Consider the following 16,508-nt stretch of genomic DNA (forward strand, 5'->3'; position numbering starts at 1 on the left):
ACGTTTTAAATGTTCTTTATTTTGGAAAATGTCCAGAATATCTTGAATAACTGCATTAGCAGTAGGGAGTTGCCCGGCTCCTTGCCCCATAAACTTCAAGTTGCCGATGGTTTCACCATGCAGCGAGATCAAGTTGTAGTTATCACAGGTATTAGCTTCAAGCGTATCGCCGTGATATAAGGTAGGTTCGACCACATAGTCAAATTCGTTACCGTGTTGATGACTTTTTCCCATTAACTTAACGGTGTAACCCTCTTTTGAGAAATGAGAAATGTCATCTTCCGTAATATTTCGAATGCCAAAGATTGGCAATTCGGCTGTCGGTTTCACAAAATAATCATAAGCAATATCACAACTGATACATAATTTGTTGGCAACATCCAACCCGTCAATGTCTGCGCTTGGATCTGCTTCGGCGTAACCTAAAGCCTGTGCCTTCAATAAAACATCGTTGAAAGTTTCACCACTGCGCTTCATCTGGTCAAGAATGAAATTACTGGTACCATTGAAAATTCCTTGAATTTTATTAACATCATCGACCCGTAATGCCCGTTCCAATCCTTGAATCCAAGGAATACCGCCACCCACACTGGATTCAAAATAGAATTTAACGCCGTTTTCGTCGGCAACTTTTGTAAATTCGTCCATATAACGGGCAATCACCGCTTTGTTTGCAGTAATAACGTGTTTTTTATGTTTAAGCGCCTCAAGTATGTATTGGTGCGCTGGTTCGATACCGCCAATTACCTCAACAACCACATCTAAATCTTTATCATTTAAAATTTCATCGAAGCTGTCAGTCATTTCCGGTAAATCAGGTTTTTTATTTTTTCTAATCAAAATATGCTTAACATGGAGGTTTTGGGTTAGACGGTTTGCCTTCTTTATAATTTTATAAACGCCTGTTCCGACCGTTCCAAACCCTAGTATTGCAATATTCACAGCTGTAACCTCCCGATTCTCTCTTTTGTTCATTAATAATAAACACTTGTTTTTTAACTGAAAACAGATTATCATAATAGTCACAGAAATGCAAGGAGTAAAAGTCGATGAATAAAAATTATACGAGTACCAGAAATGATTCAGTATCCATATCAGCCAAAGAAGCAATCAAAAAAGGATTCGCCGATGACAAGGGATTATTCGTTTATCCGGATCTTGGTAATGATCAATTGGATTTAGAAAAAATCCTTACCTTGGATTATAAGAATATTGCCAAAACCGTCCTAGCCAAATTGTTACCGGATTTTTCCAAAGGTGAAATCAACGACAGTGTTGATAACGCGTATAGTTCAAGCTTTGACTCTGACAAAATCACCCCAGTAGCGGCCGTTGATAATTTCCATATTTTGGAACTTTTCCATGGCCCAACCAGCGCATTTAAAGATGTCGGCCTTCAACTATTGCCCCAGTTGATGAAGCACGTTTTAACCGATGACAATAAGGTCATGATTTTAACTGCAACTAGTGGCGATACCGGAAAAGCTGCTTTAGAGGGGTTTAAGGATCTTAAAAATATGGGAATCATCGTCTTTTATCCCGATGGCGGCGTCAGCAAGATCCAAAAACTACAAATGATTACAACTGGTGGTAATAATACTAAAGTGGCCGCCATTAAGGGTAATTTTGATGATGCTCAAACAAATGTTAAATTAATTTTCAATGATAAAACACTAAAAGAACAATTAGGAAGCACTGTTAGTCTTTCAAGTGCCAATTCAATCAACATTGGCCGGTTGATTCCTCAGGTCGTTTATTATTTTGATTCTTATAAGCAGCTTGTAGAAGATGGCACCATCAAAACAGGTAATAAAGTCAATTTCACTGTTCCAACCGGCAACTTTGGTGATGTTTTGGCAGGTTACTACGCTAAACTATTAGGATTACCGGTTAACAAATTTGTTGTCGCATGTAACGAAAACAATGTCCTGGCAACCTTCTTCGAACATGGTATTTATGATCGAAATCGACCATTCTTCCAAACCATTGCGCCAAGTATGGACATTCAAATTTCAAGTAACTTTGAACGATTGCTTTATTATAAGAGCGGCGAAAATAGTCAATACGTTAAGCAGCTAATGGACGATCTCGAAAATAATGGTAAGTACGAAGTATCAAAGGACGTTCTCAAAGCCATTCAGGAAGATTTCTATTGCGGCTACAGTACCGATAAAGAAATTGAGGAATCCATTAAAGAGGTGTACGAAAAAGACGGCTATCTGATGGATCCGCATACCGCCGCCGGTTATAAAGTGATGCGTGACTATCAAAAACTTGACGATACACCAATGATTTTATTAAGTACCGCAAGTCCTTATAAATTTGTAAATGCCGTAGCAACGGCCGTTTTACCCGAAGAAGCAAACTCGGATAACGTTCTTCAAACAATGAAAGACCTGGCCGCAAAGACCAATGCGCCTATTCCCGAAAATCTTCAAAAGGTTTGGGACCTTCCGGTTAGACATGAAAGTGTTATTCAAAAATCAGATATGGAAAAATACGTCAAAGAACAGGTGGAGGCAGTATTCTATGATAAAGATCAAAGTTCCAGCAACTAGTGCAAATGTCGGCGTCGGATTCGATTGTATGGGTTTGGCAGTGTCTTTTTACTCAACCATCAGCTTTGAAGAAAGCTCGGAAAGATTAGAGATTGTTGGCTGTCCAAAAGAATTCCAAACTGAGGATAATTTAGTTTACGAAGCCTTCGTTAAGGGCTGCGATTATCTAGACAAGCCTGTTCCAAACGTTAAAATTTCAATTGACACAGACGTCCCCGTTGCCCGTGGCTTGGGCAGTTCTTCTGTTTGTGTTGTAGCCGGACTAAAAGCAGCAAGTGCCTGGTTTGATAACGCCATTTCAACTGACCAGCTTTTAGTACTTGCAACTGAAATGGAAGGTCACCCCGACAATGTAACACCGGCAATCCTCGGTGGACTCTGTGTTTCTTTCCTAGACGAGCAAAATCGACCAGTCGTTGTAAAATACGACGTTAATGAAAAGTTAAACTTCGTCGCTTTAATTCCAAATTACGAAGTTAGTACTCATAAAGCACGCAAGGTTTTACCAAAGACAATGAGTTATGCGGACGCCATTCATCAGGTAAGTCGATGTGCCGTTATGACAAAGGCATTGGAATTAGGTGATGCCCATTTAATTCATGAAGCCTGTGATGATCGTATGCATGAACCTTACCGGGCAAAATTAATTCCTGATTATGCGCAAGCAAAGGCCATTTCCGAGCAATCAAATGGTACTATGTATATTAGTGGTAGTGGTTCTACAATGATGGCGATCACTCCAGACGAAAAATCAGCAGATGATATTTTAAAAAATGCCAAAGACGCTTTTCCCGACTGGAAAATTCGGAAAATGGCCGTTGATCTGACTGGTGTGCAGAGTGAGGTAATTGAACGTGGAAAAGTACTACATCGTTGATAGTTCGATTTTGTCCGAATCTTTTGACAAGGTTATTCAGGCAAGACAACTGCTTGAAAGTGGCAAGGTCAGACAGGTCAGCGAGGCCGTAAAGATCGTTGGCATTAGCCGTGGTACGTATTATAAATATAAAGATTTGGTTTTTCTGCCGGAAGAAAATATGATCGATAGAAAAGCGGTCATTTCTCTCATGCTTGAAAATCGTCGTGGCATGCTTTCAAAGATTTTACAAACTGTGTCCGAATCAAGTGCCAGTGTCCTAACAATTAACCAAAACATCCCAATTCATAACATTGCCAGTATCGTGATTTCACTGGATCTAAGTCATCTAACCGGTACGGTTGATGATCTCCTGAATAATTTGAAACAGGTCAGCGGTGCAAGCAATGTCCAATTGGTTTCAATCGAATAAACGTCATTAAGGAAACTTGATAACAATAAAAAAGCAGCGATCAAATGATTAAAATCAATGATCGCTGCTTTTATGCGATTAACCCCCACTAATTGATCTTTAAGCCGGCGTCAACATTATTTTGAATAAAAAGTATAGTAAAACAAGCACAATAACAACCCAAATGACTTTTCCCAAAGGATTGTTAGGATTAATTGTAATCCCAACACCCATTGACTTTGGTACAAATAGATCCTTAGAATCCCCATGGTAAAATGATTTCACTTTGAAGTAGCTTAAGGGCACCAATATCAATGTTAATACCATGATTAAAATGCCGATCATCTTCGCCTGCTCGGCCGAATGTAGATTCGTAATCGTGATTGATAGAATGATAATGAGTGCCAGAATGGCCAAAAGTGCGCCATCCAACCAAGGATTTTTTGATGATTTGTTGGTTTTTTGATCCAGATTCCTGTCTTGCTTCATCATAACCATCACCTTTTCCCAATTGATTTTAAAAGCGAATCGTTTTAAAACCAATCATTGTTTTATCAAATACTAAAACTAATTTAATTATCAAAATAAGTATATTCCGGACGTTAAAGAAATAACAGAAAACCAACTTTTCCTGGGAACCTTTATTTGGATACTGTATTTTATATGATTAAATCACCCTACATAATTAATATATGATTAGTAATTCGATCACGACCCCACCAATGATTTTTATGATGTATCTGTGTAGATAGCCATTGATTAAACCGTTGATATATCAAGCGTTTAACAACATAATTATCAATTAACGGAAACCTGATTTCATTTCGGTTTGCGATGATTATTTTAAAATAATTTGACAAATACTAAATTGCCTGCTATTTTTAATGGTGTTAATTTCATTAAATTTTAATACTGTTATCTAAACAAGTTGATTCGGAAAGTAGTTTCTAAACATTGTTCAGAGAGTTGGCAGCTGATGGGAGCCAATCTTTGTGAGGGAACGAAAATGGCCGATGATTGGTTGATGTGATCTTAATTGAAAGCATCAAACGGGCTGGTCTTCGTTATTAGACACACCATTTCTTACGAGAGATGGTTGACGAGACTTTTTTAGGTAACTGATTAAGTGAACTCAGAATGGCATCGCGTTTAAGCGCTTCTGTATCTTTATGACAGGAGCGCTTTTTTAGTACCTAAATTTTAGAGGAGTGATTTAAATGACAAAATTAGCAATCGTAACAGGGGCAGGACAAGGAATCGGTGAAGGTATCGCCAATCGTTTGGCAAAAGAAGGTTACGCAATTGCGGTGGCAGATATTAACCAACGAACCGCTAAGAAAGTTGCTAAACAGTTAAAGGATGACGGCTACAAGGCAAAAGCTTATTACGTAGATGTTGCTCACCGCAGTGAGGTTTTCGATTTGGTGAAAACAGCCGTTGACGACTTTGGTGATTTGGCCGTCTTTGTAAACAATGCCGGCGTTGCGTTTATTGATTCTTTTGTAGACTCACAACCGACCGATGTCGAGCGTCTATTCGATGTCAACCTAAAAGGAACCTACTGGGGAATTCAAGCTGCTGCCAAGCAATTCATTAAACAAGGCAAGGGCGGTCGAATCGTCAACGCTGCTTCACTCGCCGGCTTTGAAGCCTAGGCGCTTCAAAGCACCTATTCAGCTTCCAAGTTCGGAATCCGTGGATTAACTCAAGCTGCTTCAAAAGAATTAGCCAAATATAAAATCACCGTCAATGCTTATAATCCAGGCGTTGTCCGGACACCGCTACGGGATGGCATTGACAAAAGAACTGCTGAAATCAAGAAAATTCCAATTAAAGAACAGCAAGCAAACGTTTTGACCGAAATCTCACTTGGAAGAGAAGCCACACCGGAAGACGTTGCGGACGTTGTGTCATGGTTTGTATCGCCACACGCAAAATATATTACCGGCCAATCTGTTCAGGTAGACGGCGGCATGAGATATCAATAATAAAAAACAATTTTAAGGGAAGTGTAAACATGGCAGAATCGACTCACCCAATTATCAGTCTTCAAGACGTCAGTGTTACTTTTCAATCAAACGGGAAGCCGCTAAACGCCGTGGATAAAGTTAATTTACAAATCCGTCAGGGAGATATTTACGGAATCATCGGTTACTCGGGAGCGGGAAAAAGTACTTTGGTCCGAACTATTAATTTATTGCAAAAGCCAACTACAGGAACTGTAACAGTGAGTGATCAAGATCTTCAAAAATTATCTACGCCAAAATTAAGAAACGCCAGAAAAAAAATCGGCATGATCTTTCAGCATTTCAATCTTTTAAATTCAAGAACGGTTTTAAACAATGTTGAATACCCACTGCTCAGTCAACCTATTGGTAAGCCTAAACGTCAAGCCAAAGCAAAGAAGTTACTTGAACTGGTCGGTTTACGGGAATTTGAAAACTCATATCCCGATCAACTCTCCGGTGGCCAAAAACAGCGGGTCGCAATTGCGAGGGCGCTTGCCAACGATCCCGATATTTTAATTAGTGATGAGGCAACCAGTGCCTTGGATCCCAAAACAACCAATGATATTTTGAAGCTATTAAAACATTTAAATGAAACACTCGGATTAACGATTGTCCTGATTACTCATGAAATGCAAGTGATCAAATCTGTTTGCCGGCACGTAGCGGTTATGGATGAAGGCAAAATTATTGAAAGGGGAGACGTAGCCGACGTCTTTTCAAATCCGCAACAACCGCTCACCCAAAACTTTGTGGATTCCTCTGCCAACGTTACCGAAGCACTGGAACAAATCAAAGCTGATAAGAGTCTACAAAACCTTTCTAAAAATGAACGACTGCTATTCTTGAAATTCAAAGGCCAGGCAACCAAGCAATCATTGATTTCCGATCTGACCGAGCTTTATCATCTCAGTGCAAATATTCTATTTGGCAATATTGAAAGAATTGGTGCTACATCAATTGGCTACTTAATTATTATTCTTTCCGGTGAGACCAAACAGCTCGCAGATGGTATCAATTTACTGAACAAAAACGGTGTGCAGGTTCGCTTAATCGCAACTGGGAAGAAAGGGGGAGAAAAATAATGCTCAAGCAAATATTTCCTAACGTGATTAATATTTGGCCGCAATTTTTACAGTCAATTTGGGAAACAATCTATATGACATTTTGGTCTTCCCTTATTGCGGGAATAATCGGTTTAGTAATCGGCATTGTACTGGTTATCACCCAAAAGGGCGGCATTGCAGAAGATCCATATGTGTATAGTCTGACTGATAAAATTGTCAATTTTTTGCGGTCAATCCCATTTATTATTCTACTAGCTGTGATGTTTCCAATCACCAACTTCATTGTCCACACCACCGTTGGAACAACCGCCGCATTAGTACCTTTGGTGGTAGGTATTTTCCCATTTTACGCCCGTCAAGTTCAAAATGCGCTCTTGGAAATCGATCCCCAGGTCATCGAAGCTGCTCGCTCAATGGGCTCCAGTACAACTGAAATTATTTTTCGAATTTACCTGAGAGAGGGCCTTCCTGATCTGATTCGCGCGTCGATTGTAACTGTTATCAGTTTAATCGGATTAACCACAATGGCCGGTGCAATCGGATCGGGCGGCCTTGGAGATATAGCCATCAGTATCGGTTATGCCCGTTTTGAAAATGATGTAACAGTTGCGGCCATGTTAGTTATTTTAGTATTAGTGTTCCTAGTTCAAATTATCGGCGATTGGTTCGCTAAAAAAACAATTCATTTATAAAACTAATAGTATAGGAGAAACACAATGAAAAAAGGCAAAGGAATTATCATTACCATTATTAGTATCATTGTTATTATCGGTATTATATTTGGTATTCATACCCTAACAGGCAACTCGGCAAAATCTTCAAATGCAACAATTACCGTTGGCTCGCAAGGATCAGATTACGATATTTGGAATCACATCGCTACAAGTAAACAGGCAAAAGAATTAGGACTAAAAATTAAAACCAAACAAATTACCGATGGCGTTCAGCTAAACAACGCAACCGCGCAGGGAAGCGTGGACGTGAATGCCTTTCAATCCTACTCATATTTGGAAGCATATAATAAAGAACACAAAAACAGTCAATTAGTTGCCCTAGGCACCACTTACTTGGAACCACTCGGTATTTATTCAGATAAATATAAGCGCATTAGTAAAATCCCCAATGGCGCAACAGTTGCTATTGCTAACAACCCCGCAAACACAGCCAGAGGACTCCTACTGCTGCAAAGTGCCGGTTTAATTAAATTGAAGAAAAATTTTGGTGCCCTTGGCAATACAAACGACATTGCGTCAAATCCAAAACATCTCAAATTTAAAGAAATCGATGATACTACCGGTCCGCGTGTCCTACATACGGTCGACGTTGTCCTAATCTCAAACACCGTTGCACTTGAAGGTCACTTAAACGTCTTAAAGGATTCTATTTTCCACGAAAAAATCGACATCAGCACACGAAGTAACATCAATGTGCTTGCAACTGCTAAAAAGAATAAAGACAACAAGAACTACAAAAAACTGGTTAAGCTCTATCATGAACCAGCTATTCAGAAATATATCAAAGATAAATATGACGGCACTAAAGTAGAGGTTCAAAAACCACTGTCGTATCTAAAATAGTCAAACGCAAAAACCGCAACCGGGAAAACAATCTCGATTGCGGTTTTTATTTTAAAAATAATTGCGAACGAAGTCATAGAATGCCATTAACGGCCAAACTGCCACCAGTGTTTCTTTTTACGCGGTGCAGCTTGATAACTGCTGCCATCACTTGAAAGAACCTGATCTGGACGGTAGTTATCAGAAACTTTTGTTGCCTGCTGGGTATTTTCGGATTGTTTTTGGTTGTCACTTGGTTGATTGGTTACGTTTTCTTCGATTGTCTTGGTTTCCGATGAATTCCCCATCTTGTTCTGAAGCTGTTTTAACTTATTTTGAACATCAAGCTGTAAGCGTTGTGATTGATCCAATAATTGATGCAATTCGCGAATTTGCTTATCCTTTTCCTCAATCTGTTTACGTTGATCTTCAAGCGTCTCAGCTAACAACGCCGTGGTATCTTTACTATTCTTAGAATCTGCCGAAGCAGTTGCGTTACTTTCAGCCGAGTTTTCAGTACTGGATTCCGAATTCTTGAATTGTTCTTTCAAGACATCGACACCCTCATCTTTAATCAGGATTTTATTTCCCTGTTTAATGGTATATGTACTTCGAAACTTGTCATCCATATGTTTCCGGATTGCGGTTTTGGAAACTGCCAACTCATCTGCGAGTTCTTTGATAGTCAACGACATAACATCGCCCCCTACTACTTAATTTTTTGAATAAATATCTTTCAAAGTGACACACATATCATTATAGTGATTTAACCATAATTGAGCAAATAAAAATCGCAAACGCACTTGATGAGATTATACCAAATTTTATTGTAAAATTAAATTCGGATTAGAGCAACAATTGACAATCTCATCATTTTTGAGGTACACTACTCGCAGCGTCTGACGTTATTTAACACTATTTTATGTGAATTTGATAAAATTCTACATAATATACTTTTAAAAAATATTTCAAATTATTCCTTAATTTAGACACAGAATTTGTTATTCTTAGACAATCGAAATTAGTGTTATTCGCCAGGCTAGACATGCTTAGAAAATATAGGAGTGAGTTCAATGAGCAATGTTTTTGCAAAGATGTTCCGTAAAGAGGATCCCTTGGTATACCAGGATAAGGATTCTCATCTTATTCGAAGTCTGACAACTAAAGACTTTTTAGCACTCGGTGTTGGAACAATTGTTTCTACATCAATCTTTACTTTACCCGGTGTTGTTGCCGCACAACACGCCGGCCCCGCTGTTGCACTATCGTTCTTATGTGCCGCAATTGTTGCGGGTATGGTCGCGTTTGCTTACGCTGAAATGGCTGCTGCCATGCCATTTGCCGGGTCCGCCTATTCATGGATCAACGTGGTTTTGGGTGAATTTTGGGGTTGGATTGCCGGCTGGGCATTACTAGCCGAATACTTCATTGCCGTCGCGTTTGTTGCTTCCGGGCTTTCTGCAAACTTTCAAGGTTTGATCTCGCCGCTGGGATTTAAATTACCCGCCACATTATCGACAGCCTCGACCGGTTCCAATGGTGGATTGATGGATTTGTTTGCGATCATCGTTATTCTATTGGTTACTACCTTGCTCTCACGAGGTGCATCGCAAACCGCACGTGTCGAAAACACATTGGTTGTTTTGAAAGTTATTGCTATTCTAGTCTTTATTTTCATTGGTGCAACCGCAATTAAAACCAAGAACTATACACCATTTATTCCGAAATATCATGTCAATGCAGATGGTTCTGCCTTTGGTGATTGGCAGGGTATTTATGCCGGCGTTGCGGAAATCTTCCTGGCATATATCGGATTTGATTCAATTGCTGCCAACTCGGCTGAAGCTAAGAACCCACAGAAAACAATGCCTCGTGGTATTTTAGGCTCACTGTTCATTGCCGTGTTCCTGTTCGTTGCCGTTGCATTAGTACTTGTCGGTATGTTCCGTTACTCTGATTACGCAAATAATGCGGAACCGGTTGGCTGGGCACTGCGTCAAAGCGGTCACGAGATTATCGCAACTGTTGTTCAGGCTGTTGCTGTTGTGGGTATGTTCACCGCCCTGATTGGCATGATGCTTGCAGGTTCACGACTTCTTTATTCATTTGGTCGTGATGGCTTGCTTCCAAAGGCCCTCGGTAAGTTAAGCAATAATTTACCCAACCGTGCTTTAATCGTTCTGACAATTATTGGAATTGCACTGGGTGCTTTCTTTCCATTTACTTTCTTAGCTCAGTTGATTTCAGCCGGAACCTTAATCGCGTTCATGTTCGTATCAATCGGAATCTATGCACTTCGTCCTCGCGAAGGAAAAGACATCCCGGAACCAAGTTTTAAGATGCCGCTTTATCCGGTTCTACCTGCCCTTGGATTTTTAGGCGCTTTGGCCATCTTTTGGGGACTTGACATTCAGGCTAAAACCTATGCACTAGGCTGGTTTATCTTCGGAATGATTATCTACTTTGGTTATGGTATGAAACATTCCACTGCAACTATTGATAAAGAAAATGAAGAAGTAAGAAAAGATTAACCTTATTTTTAAACACAGCATGCGTTACTACAGGAAATCGCTATCATTTCCTGTATACTTAAAATAGACGTGATTAAAAATCATTGGCATCTCGCAACTTTTTGCACATTGTGTTTGAATTGTTCGCAATGCCAATGTTTTTTACATATATACTACTAAGGGGACGTGATTTTCATGAGTAATTTAGAGAAAGCATCTCGCTTGATTGATGAAGAAAACAATTACTATGCCCGCTCTGCAAGAATTAATTATTATAATTTAGTCATTGACCATGCTCACGGTGCAACGCTTGTAGACGTTGATGGCAACAAATACATCGACCTGCTGGCAAGTGCCTCCGCAATTAATGTTGGCCATACAAATGAACGAGTAGTCAAGGCCATCAGTGACCAAGCCCAAAAATTAATTCATTATACACCGGCATATTTTCACCACGTACCGGGAATTGAATTATCAAAAAGATTAGCCGAAATTGCACCTGGAAATTCACCTAAGATGGTTAGTTTCGGTAACTCCGGTTCGGATGCCAATGATGCCATTATCAAATTTTCCCGTGCCTATACCGGACGACAATATATCGTTTCCTACATGGGATCCTATCATGGATCAACCTATGGCTCACAAACCTTGTCAGGTACCAGTTTAAATATGACGCGAAAGATTGGCCCAATGCTTCCTGGGGTTGTCCACGTTCCGTACCCAGATCTTTATCGCCGTTATAAAGGTGAGAGCGAACACGACGTTGCTATGCGTTACTTTGATTCTTTTAAAGCACCCTTTGAATCTTTTCTTCCTGCGGATGAAACTGCTTGTGTGTTAATTGAACCCATTCAGGGTGACGGTGGTATTGTCAAGGCCCCGGAAGAATACATGCAACTGGTTTATAAATTCTGCCACGATAATGGCATTTTATTTGCTATCGATGAAGTCAATCAAGGGCTTGGTCGAACCGGTAAAATGTGGGGTATTCAACAATATAAGAATATTGAACCTGATTTAATGTCTGTTGGAAAATCACTGGCTTCAGGAATGCCTCTCAGTGCCGTTATCGGCAAGAAAGACGTCATGCAGAGCTTGGATGCCCCTGCCCATCTATTTACCACCTCTGGTAATCCCGTATGCTCTGCGGCTTCTTTAGCCACCTTAGACGTCATTAAGGATGATCACCTGGTCGAAAAATCAGCTAAGGACGGCGAATATGCAAAACAACGTTTCCTTGACATGCAAAAACGCCACCCAATGATTGGTGACGTTCGAATGTGGGGGCTTAACGGCGGTATTGAACTTGTCAAAGATCCCGAAACAAAGGAACCAGACAATGACGCAGCCACGAAAGTCATCTACTACGCTTTTGCCCATGGCGTTGTTATTATCACGCTGGCAGGCAATATCTTGAGGTTCCAACCACCTTTGGTCATTCCCCGTGCACAATTGGATCAGGCGCTTCAAGTCCTTGACGATGCATTTACTGCTGTTGAAAGCGGAAACGTCACGGTTCCAAAAAATACAGGTAAAATTGGCTGGTAATTAATGGTCGTTTAAATTTAAAAACATGCCTTTAAATCAATTGACTGATTTGAAAGCATGTTTTTTAGTATTTTCATATAGATTAAACTTTAATTTGATTCCTTAATCCCCTAAGTGTGACATATAATCCTATCGCACACAATACATTAATGACAATATCAATAATTGCGATGATGAGAACCGGCCAATGGTTTGCAAATGAAACAACTACCATGCCAATACTTCCCATAATAGTACCACCCGCACTATAAAGTGATGAAGCCGATCCATTATCGTTTTCTTGTTGTTTTAAGATAAGATAAGTCGCAGGTGGTCTACTGGCCGAGCTGGCTAACGTTGCAGGAAGTTCAGTAATCGCAAACAGATATGGATTATTCAGACCAAATCCCAGAATTAAAATACCACCAATAATCCCAAGGAAAAAGCAGGCATATAAAATAACCATCCGATCAATGTACTTTGATAACCGAATATAAAGTAAAGGTCCTACCAACATCCCAATCGCATTGAAGGCAAAAAAATAGCTAAATGCTTGGCTGCTTAAGCCAAAGTGTACTTGAAAAATATAGGATGAGGATGAAATAAAACTTAACGAAATAATCGAAACAGCTGAGAAGTTAATCAACATTGCCGAAAAAGGAGGGTTTTTCATCAAAGCACCCAGTCGACCCAAGGAATGGAGAACACTGATACTTTCTTTTGACGTATCATGTGTTTCTTGAAAAATAACGGCGCCTAAAACCACTATCAATCCTAATAAGGCTTGGGTAAAAAAAATTCCCCGCCAAGAAATAAACGTTAGGAGCAGCGATCCAAGCACAGGAGCCAATGCCGGAGAAATAACCACCATCGATTGAACAATTGCCAGCGTTGTTTCCTGCTTCCGCCCAGTATAAACATCCTTAATAACAGCTGTGGCAATGGTTGTTGCCACGCCACCTCCAATAGCCTGAAGAACTCGAAATAAAATGATTTCAAACGCTGAAGTTGCAACTCCGCACAAAATACCAGCCAGCATATAAATTGTTAATCCGATAAGCAAAATCGGCCGCCGACCATATCGATCACTTAGAGGTCCCCAAATTAAAGTTGCGACACTATAGAAGACAAAAAATAGAATCAAGGTTAGATTCATTGTGATTTCTGAAACATTAAAAAACGTTGTCATTGTCGGTAATGCTGGTAAATATAAATCGGTTGATAATGGTACAAAAGCACTTAATAAAGCCAGAAAAATAATGAAGCCCACATTACCCATTCGTGGTTGAACTTTTTCAGAACTCATTTGAAACGCCCCCTATGATTGGCTTTTTGCCATTCCATATTAAAAACTGTTTCCCCCGTTGCACCGTCAATTTCCGTAGATGTTTTAATGAATCCCTGATGGATATAAAAATGAGAGGCAGCTTTATTCTTCTCATAGACAGATAAAGATAATTTGGATCGACTCCTTTTTGCCGTGTCTAACAATTGACGGCCAATTCCACGGGACCTAAATCGCTTATCAACAAATAACCCAGCTACATAAGTCCCGGAAATACCTAAAAAGCCGGTAATCGTTTGCCCTTGGGTTGCGATAAACAGCTCCGCTTCACCCAGCTGTTTCTTGACCGCAACATAGTTTGACAGCCAATAATCCTTGTTAATGAATGAATGTGCCTCCAAATTGGCTGTCAGCCAAATTTCAGCAATTTTATCCAGTTCTTTTCCAGTCATCCCGGTTCGATGAATCACCATGATTTAATACTCGCTTCCAGTTAGTCATTATCGTTTATTGTACAACGGAACGAAGGGATTTTGGTTCATAAAGCAATTTATGAAAATTATTCAAAAATAAACCATCTTTGTTCGGATTTCGTGTACAATATGACTAAATAGGAACTTTTTAATTGAAAGGATGACTACTTATGGCTACTCATCAAAACTCTGTATATTTGGCTTCCCCGTTCTTCAGCGACGGTCAAAAAGATCGTATCGCAACAGTCGTTTCATTGCTCAAACAAAACCCAACTATTGATTCTGATCGCATTTTTATCCCTCAAGATCATCAATTTGAGCAGGAACCATTTGGAAGTTTTAAATGGCAGGATGCCGTTTTTGCTTCAGATATGCGTCAGGTTCGCAAAGCAGATGTCGTCGTTGCAATTCTTGATTACCAACTTGAAGAAGGATTGACGGAACCGGATTCCGGTACGATATTTGAATTTGGTGCCGCTTACCAGGACAATGTACCGGTCATCATGGTTCAATTTGGCAATAACGGCCAACTGAATCTTATGCTTGCTCGAAGCTATACCGCTTTCTTTAATGGCAAAGATGATGTTACTGATATCAAAAACTATGATTTCAATAACTTGGAAACCAGATACACAGACAAAAAGGTATTGTAATAGAAGTTTATATCATATACAAAGGGATGGTTTGCGAGTATGGTTCGCAAACCATCCCTTTGTACTAAATACCTCTTAAGCCAAAAAGATCCGACCAGATATCTGAGCAAACTCAGTTATCTAATCGGATCCGGTTTAAGATTATGTGTAGTGTATAAAACACTGATGATACATTATGCTATATAAAAAAATGAAAGTTTAAATTAAAATGATTGGTATTTTCAAATTAATTATTATGAATTGAGCTTTCTGAACTTGGAATTGGCTCTTTAGCAAACTTGGAAATTGCCCAGCTGCCAAGAAGACCAATAATCATGAACGGCAAGAAATCAAGTCCAACACTATAGAGTGGAATTGTATTTGAAGCCCATGAATCAATATTTGCAAATAATGACATCTTTGCGAATACGGGTGGCAAATTATGAATCAAATCAAGAATGGCCGGAATCATCGTCAAAGAAATGGTGCTTCTATAAATTAGCTTTCGCCGACCAATAAGTGGACGCATAATTCCTAAGATAATCAAAGCAATGGCTAGTGGATACAAAAAACTTAGGATTGGTGAGGAATATAGAATGATTTGATCCAAACCAAAGTTTGCAATTGAGAAAGAAACAATTGTCGCAAAAATCAAAAACTTATGATAGCCGATTCTTGGAAAACGACGGCCCCAGTCTTGCGAAAGTGACGTAATAAGTCCGATTGACGTTGTTAGGCAGGCCATCAGTGTTAAAGCAGCCAGAATTGATGCACCAGCCATACCCGTATAGTGTTGCATAATCGTTGTAAATGCAATACCCCCATCGGCACTCAATTTAGTGTATGACAAACTCGAAGCACCCAGTGCAATCAGGAAAATATAGATTAAAGCTTCAAATCCCATTGTTAAGGCACCGATTTTAGCAACTGATTTTGAACGATCATGATTATTATTTTGACCAAATAATTTCAGAGCGGTAACGATAGTAACTCCGAATCCTAACCCAGCTAATGCATCCATCGTATTGTAACCTTGTAAGAACCCATTAATTAATGATCCGGTACCTTTTCCGGCTGTTGGAAGAAGATTCATGCTGCGCATATCGTTGCCCTTCAAAAAGAATGCAACAAAGAACAAAAATGCTAACAAGAGAACCAGGATAGGATTTAAAATCTTACCAACATTTCTGGTAATTTTATTTTGATTATAGGCGAGTGCTAAGGTAGCACCAAAAAATAACAGTGAGAAGATCAGCAAACTCATTTGCGTCCATGCTTTTGGGATAAACGGCTGAATCCCCATTGAAAATGTAACCGTAGCGGTACGTGGTGAGGCAATAAGCAAGCCCAGTGAAGAATGGGTTAAGATCAGGAATGCCAACGCAAAAATTTTTCCTGCGGGCAAGGCCAAATCGTACATGCTATTACTCTCAGTCATGCTGATTGATAAAATCGATAATAATGGCAAACAAATTGCGGAAACCAAAAAACCAATTGCGGCCGGTAACCAGTTTGTACCAGCCATTTGCCCTAGATGAATCGGAAAAATCAAGTTTCCGGCACCAAAGAACATACCAAACAATAAAGATGCTGTAATAATATATTGCTTACGCGTTAAATTAATTC

General features: G+C 39.6%; 15 protein-coding genes, 1 pseudogene and 1 other annotated feature. Of the genes and pseudogenes, 10 read left to right on the forward strand and 6 right to left on the reverse strand.

Features of this window, described 5'->3' with window-relative positions:
- A partial coding sequence (locus HMPREF0519_RS00890; protein WP_003633851.1) for a homoserine dehydrogenase occupies nt 1-975 on the reverse strand: 975 nt, incomplete at its 3' end.
- A 74-nt stretch (nt 976-1,049) separates the two neighbouring features.
- On the opposite strand from HMPREF0519_RS00890, the gene thrC reads away from it, so the two are divergent.
- The 3 genes from thrC to HMPREF0519_RS00905 are packed head-to-tail and all read left to right on the forward strand — an operon-like array spanning nt 1,050 to nt 3,847.
- Nucleotides 1,050-2,558, forward strand: a complete 1,509-nt coding sequence (thrC, locus tag HMPREF0519_RS00895) for a threonine synthase (protein ID WP_003633853.1) — start codon at nt 1,050-1,052, stop codon at nt 2,556-2,558.
- Nucleotides 2,530-3,435, forward strand: a complete 906-nt coding sequence (gene thrB, locus HMPREF0519_RS00900; protein ID WP_003556583.1) for a homoserine kinase — start codon at nt 2,530-2,532, stop codon at nt 3,433-3,435. Before thrC ends, thrB begins: the two co-directional genes overlap by 29 nt.
- Entirely contained in the window at nt 3,413-3,847 is a 435-nt protein-coding gene (locus HMPREF0519_RS00905) for an ACT domain-containing protein (RefSeq protein ID WP_003633855.1), read from the forward strand. The genes thrB and HMPREF0519_RS00905 overlap by 23 nt, the downstream gene beginning before the upstream one ends.
- Nucleotides 3,848-3,946: 99 nt before the next feature.
- Here HMPREF0519_RS00905 and HMPREF0519_RS00910 read toward each other — a convergent pair whose 3' ends face one another.
- Entirely contained in the window at nt 3,947-4,318 is a 372-nt protein-coding gene (locus HMPREF0519_RS00910) for an XRE family transcriptional regulator (protein ID WP_233419301.1), read from the reverse strand.
- Between the two features lie 427 nt (nt 4,319-4,745).
- Nucleotides 4,746-4,990, forward strand: a binding site (T-box leader).
- A 53-nt stretch (nt 4,991-5,043) separates the two neighbouring features.
- On the opposite strand from HMPREF0519_RS00910, the pseudogene HMPREF0519_RS13600 reads away from it, so the two are divergent.
- From HMPREF0519_RS13600 to HMPREF0519_RS00930, 4 genes and pseudogenes are all read left to right on the forward strand, one after another.
- Nucleotides 5,044-5,814 (forward strand): annotated as a pseudogene (locus HMPREF0519_RS13600) (acetoin reductase).
- Between the two features lie 29 nt (nt 5,815-5,843).
- Complete coding sequence (locus tag HMPREF0519_RS00920; protein ID WP_003633862.1) at nt 5,844-6,917, forward strand: methionine ABC transporter ATP-binding protein; 1,074 nt, start codon at nt 5,844-5,846, stop codon at nt 6,915-6,917.
- Nucleotides 6,917-7,591, forward strand: coding sequence for a methionine ABC transporter permease (locus tag HMPREF0519_RS00925; protein ID WP_003633863.1), 675 nt, complete (start codon nt 6,917-6,919; stop codon nt 7,589-7,591). The genes HMPREF0519_RS00920 and HMPREF0519_RS00925 overlap by 1 nt, the downstream gene beginning before the upstream one ends.
- Before the next feature lie 24 nt (nt 7,592-7,615).
- On the forward strand, nt 7,616-8,476 hold the full coding sequence (locus HMPREF0519_RS00930) for a MetQ/NlpA family ABC transporter substrate-binding protein (RefSeq protein ID WP_003633866.1): 861 nt from the start codon (nt 7,616-7,618) through the stop codon (nt 8,474-8,476).
- An 86-nt stretch (nt 8,477-8,562) separates the two neighbouring features.
- On the opposite strand, the gene HMPREF0519_RS00935 is transcribed toward HMPREF0519_RS00930, so the two are convergent.
- Nucleotides 8,563-9,150 carry a hypothetical protein gene (locus HMPREF0519_RS00935; RefSeq protein ID WP_003633868.1) on the reverse strand — a complete coding sequence of 196 codons (588 nt, stop codon included), beginning with the start codon at nt 9,148-9,150 and terminating at the stop codon, nt 8,563-8,565.
- A 378-nt stretch (nt 9,151-9,528) separates the two neighbouring features.
- Here HMPREF0519_RS00935 and HMPREF0519_RS00940 point away from each other — a divergent pair, with 378 nt between their 5' ends.
- Together HMPREF0519_RS00940 and HMPREF0519_RS00945 are read left to right on the forward strand one after the other, a co-directional pair.
- Nucleotides 9,529-10,986 (forward strand): APC family permease, encoded by a 1,458-nt coding sequence (locus HMPREF0519_RS00940; protein ID WP_003633870.1) that lies wholly within the window; start codon nt 9,529-9,531, stop codon nt 10,984-10,986.
- A gap of 174 nt (nt 10,987-11,160) precedes the next feature.
- A complete protein-coding gene (locus HMPREF0519_RS00945; RefSeq protein WP_003550905.1) occupies nt 11,161-12,513 on the forward strand; it encodes an aspartate aminotransferase family protein in 1,353 nt (450 codons plus the stop codon).
- Between the two features lie 82 nt (nt 12,514-12,595).
- On the opposite strand, the gene HMPREF0519_RS00950 is transcribed toward HMPREF0519_RS00945, so the two are convergent.
- Complete coding sequence (locus HMPREF0519_RS00950; protein ID WP_003556602.1) at nt 12,596-13,798, reverse strand: Bcr/CflA family efflux MFS transporter; 1,203 nt, start codon at nt 13,796-13,798, stop codon at nt 12,596-12,598.
- On the reverse strand, nt 13,795-14,250 hold the full coding sequence (locus tag HMPREF0519_RS00955; RefSeq protein ID WP_003556604.1) for a GNAT family N-acetyltransferase: 456 nt from the start codon (nt 14,248-14,250) through the stop codon (nt 13,795-13,797). The genes HMPREF0519_RS00950 and HMPREF0519_RS00955 overlap by 4 nt, the downstream gene beginning before the upstream one ends.
- 170 nt (nt 14,251-14,420) lie before the next feature.
- Here HMPREF0519_RS00955 and HMPREF0519_RS00960 point away from each other — a divergent pair, with 170 nt between their 5' ends.
- Entirely contained in the window at nt 14,421-14,903 is a 483-nt protein-coding gene (locus HMPREF0519_RS00960) for a nucleoside 2-deoxyribosyltransferase (RefSeq protein ID WP_003633872.1), read from the forward strand.
- A 226-nt stretch (nt 14,904-15,129) separates the two neighbouring features.
- Here the strand turns inward: HMPREF0519_RS00960 and brnQ are convergent, their stop codons facing one another.
- Complete coding sequence (gene brnQ, locus HMPREF0519_RS00965; RefSeq protein ID WP_040472597.1) at nt 15,130-16,506, reverse strand: branched-chain amino acid transport system II carrier protein; 1,377 nt, start codon at nt 16,504-16,506, stop codon at nt 15,130-15,132.
- Nucleotides 16,507-16,508 lie beyond the last annotated feature (2 nt).

It is taken from the genome of Lentilactobacillus hilgardii DSM 20176 = ATCC 8290, assembly GCF_000159315.1.
GTDB classification, from domain to species: Bacteria; Bacillota; Bacilli; order Lactobacillales; family Lactobacillaceae; genus Lentilactobacillus; species Lentilactobacillus hilgardii.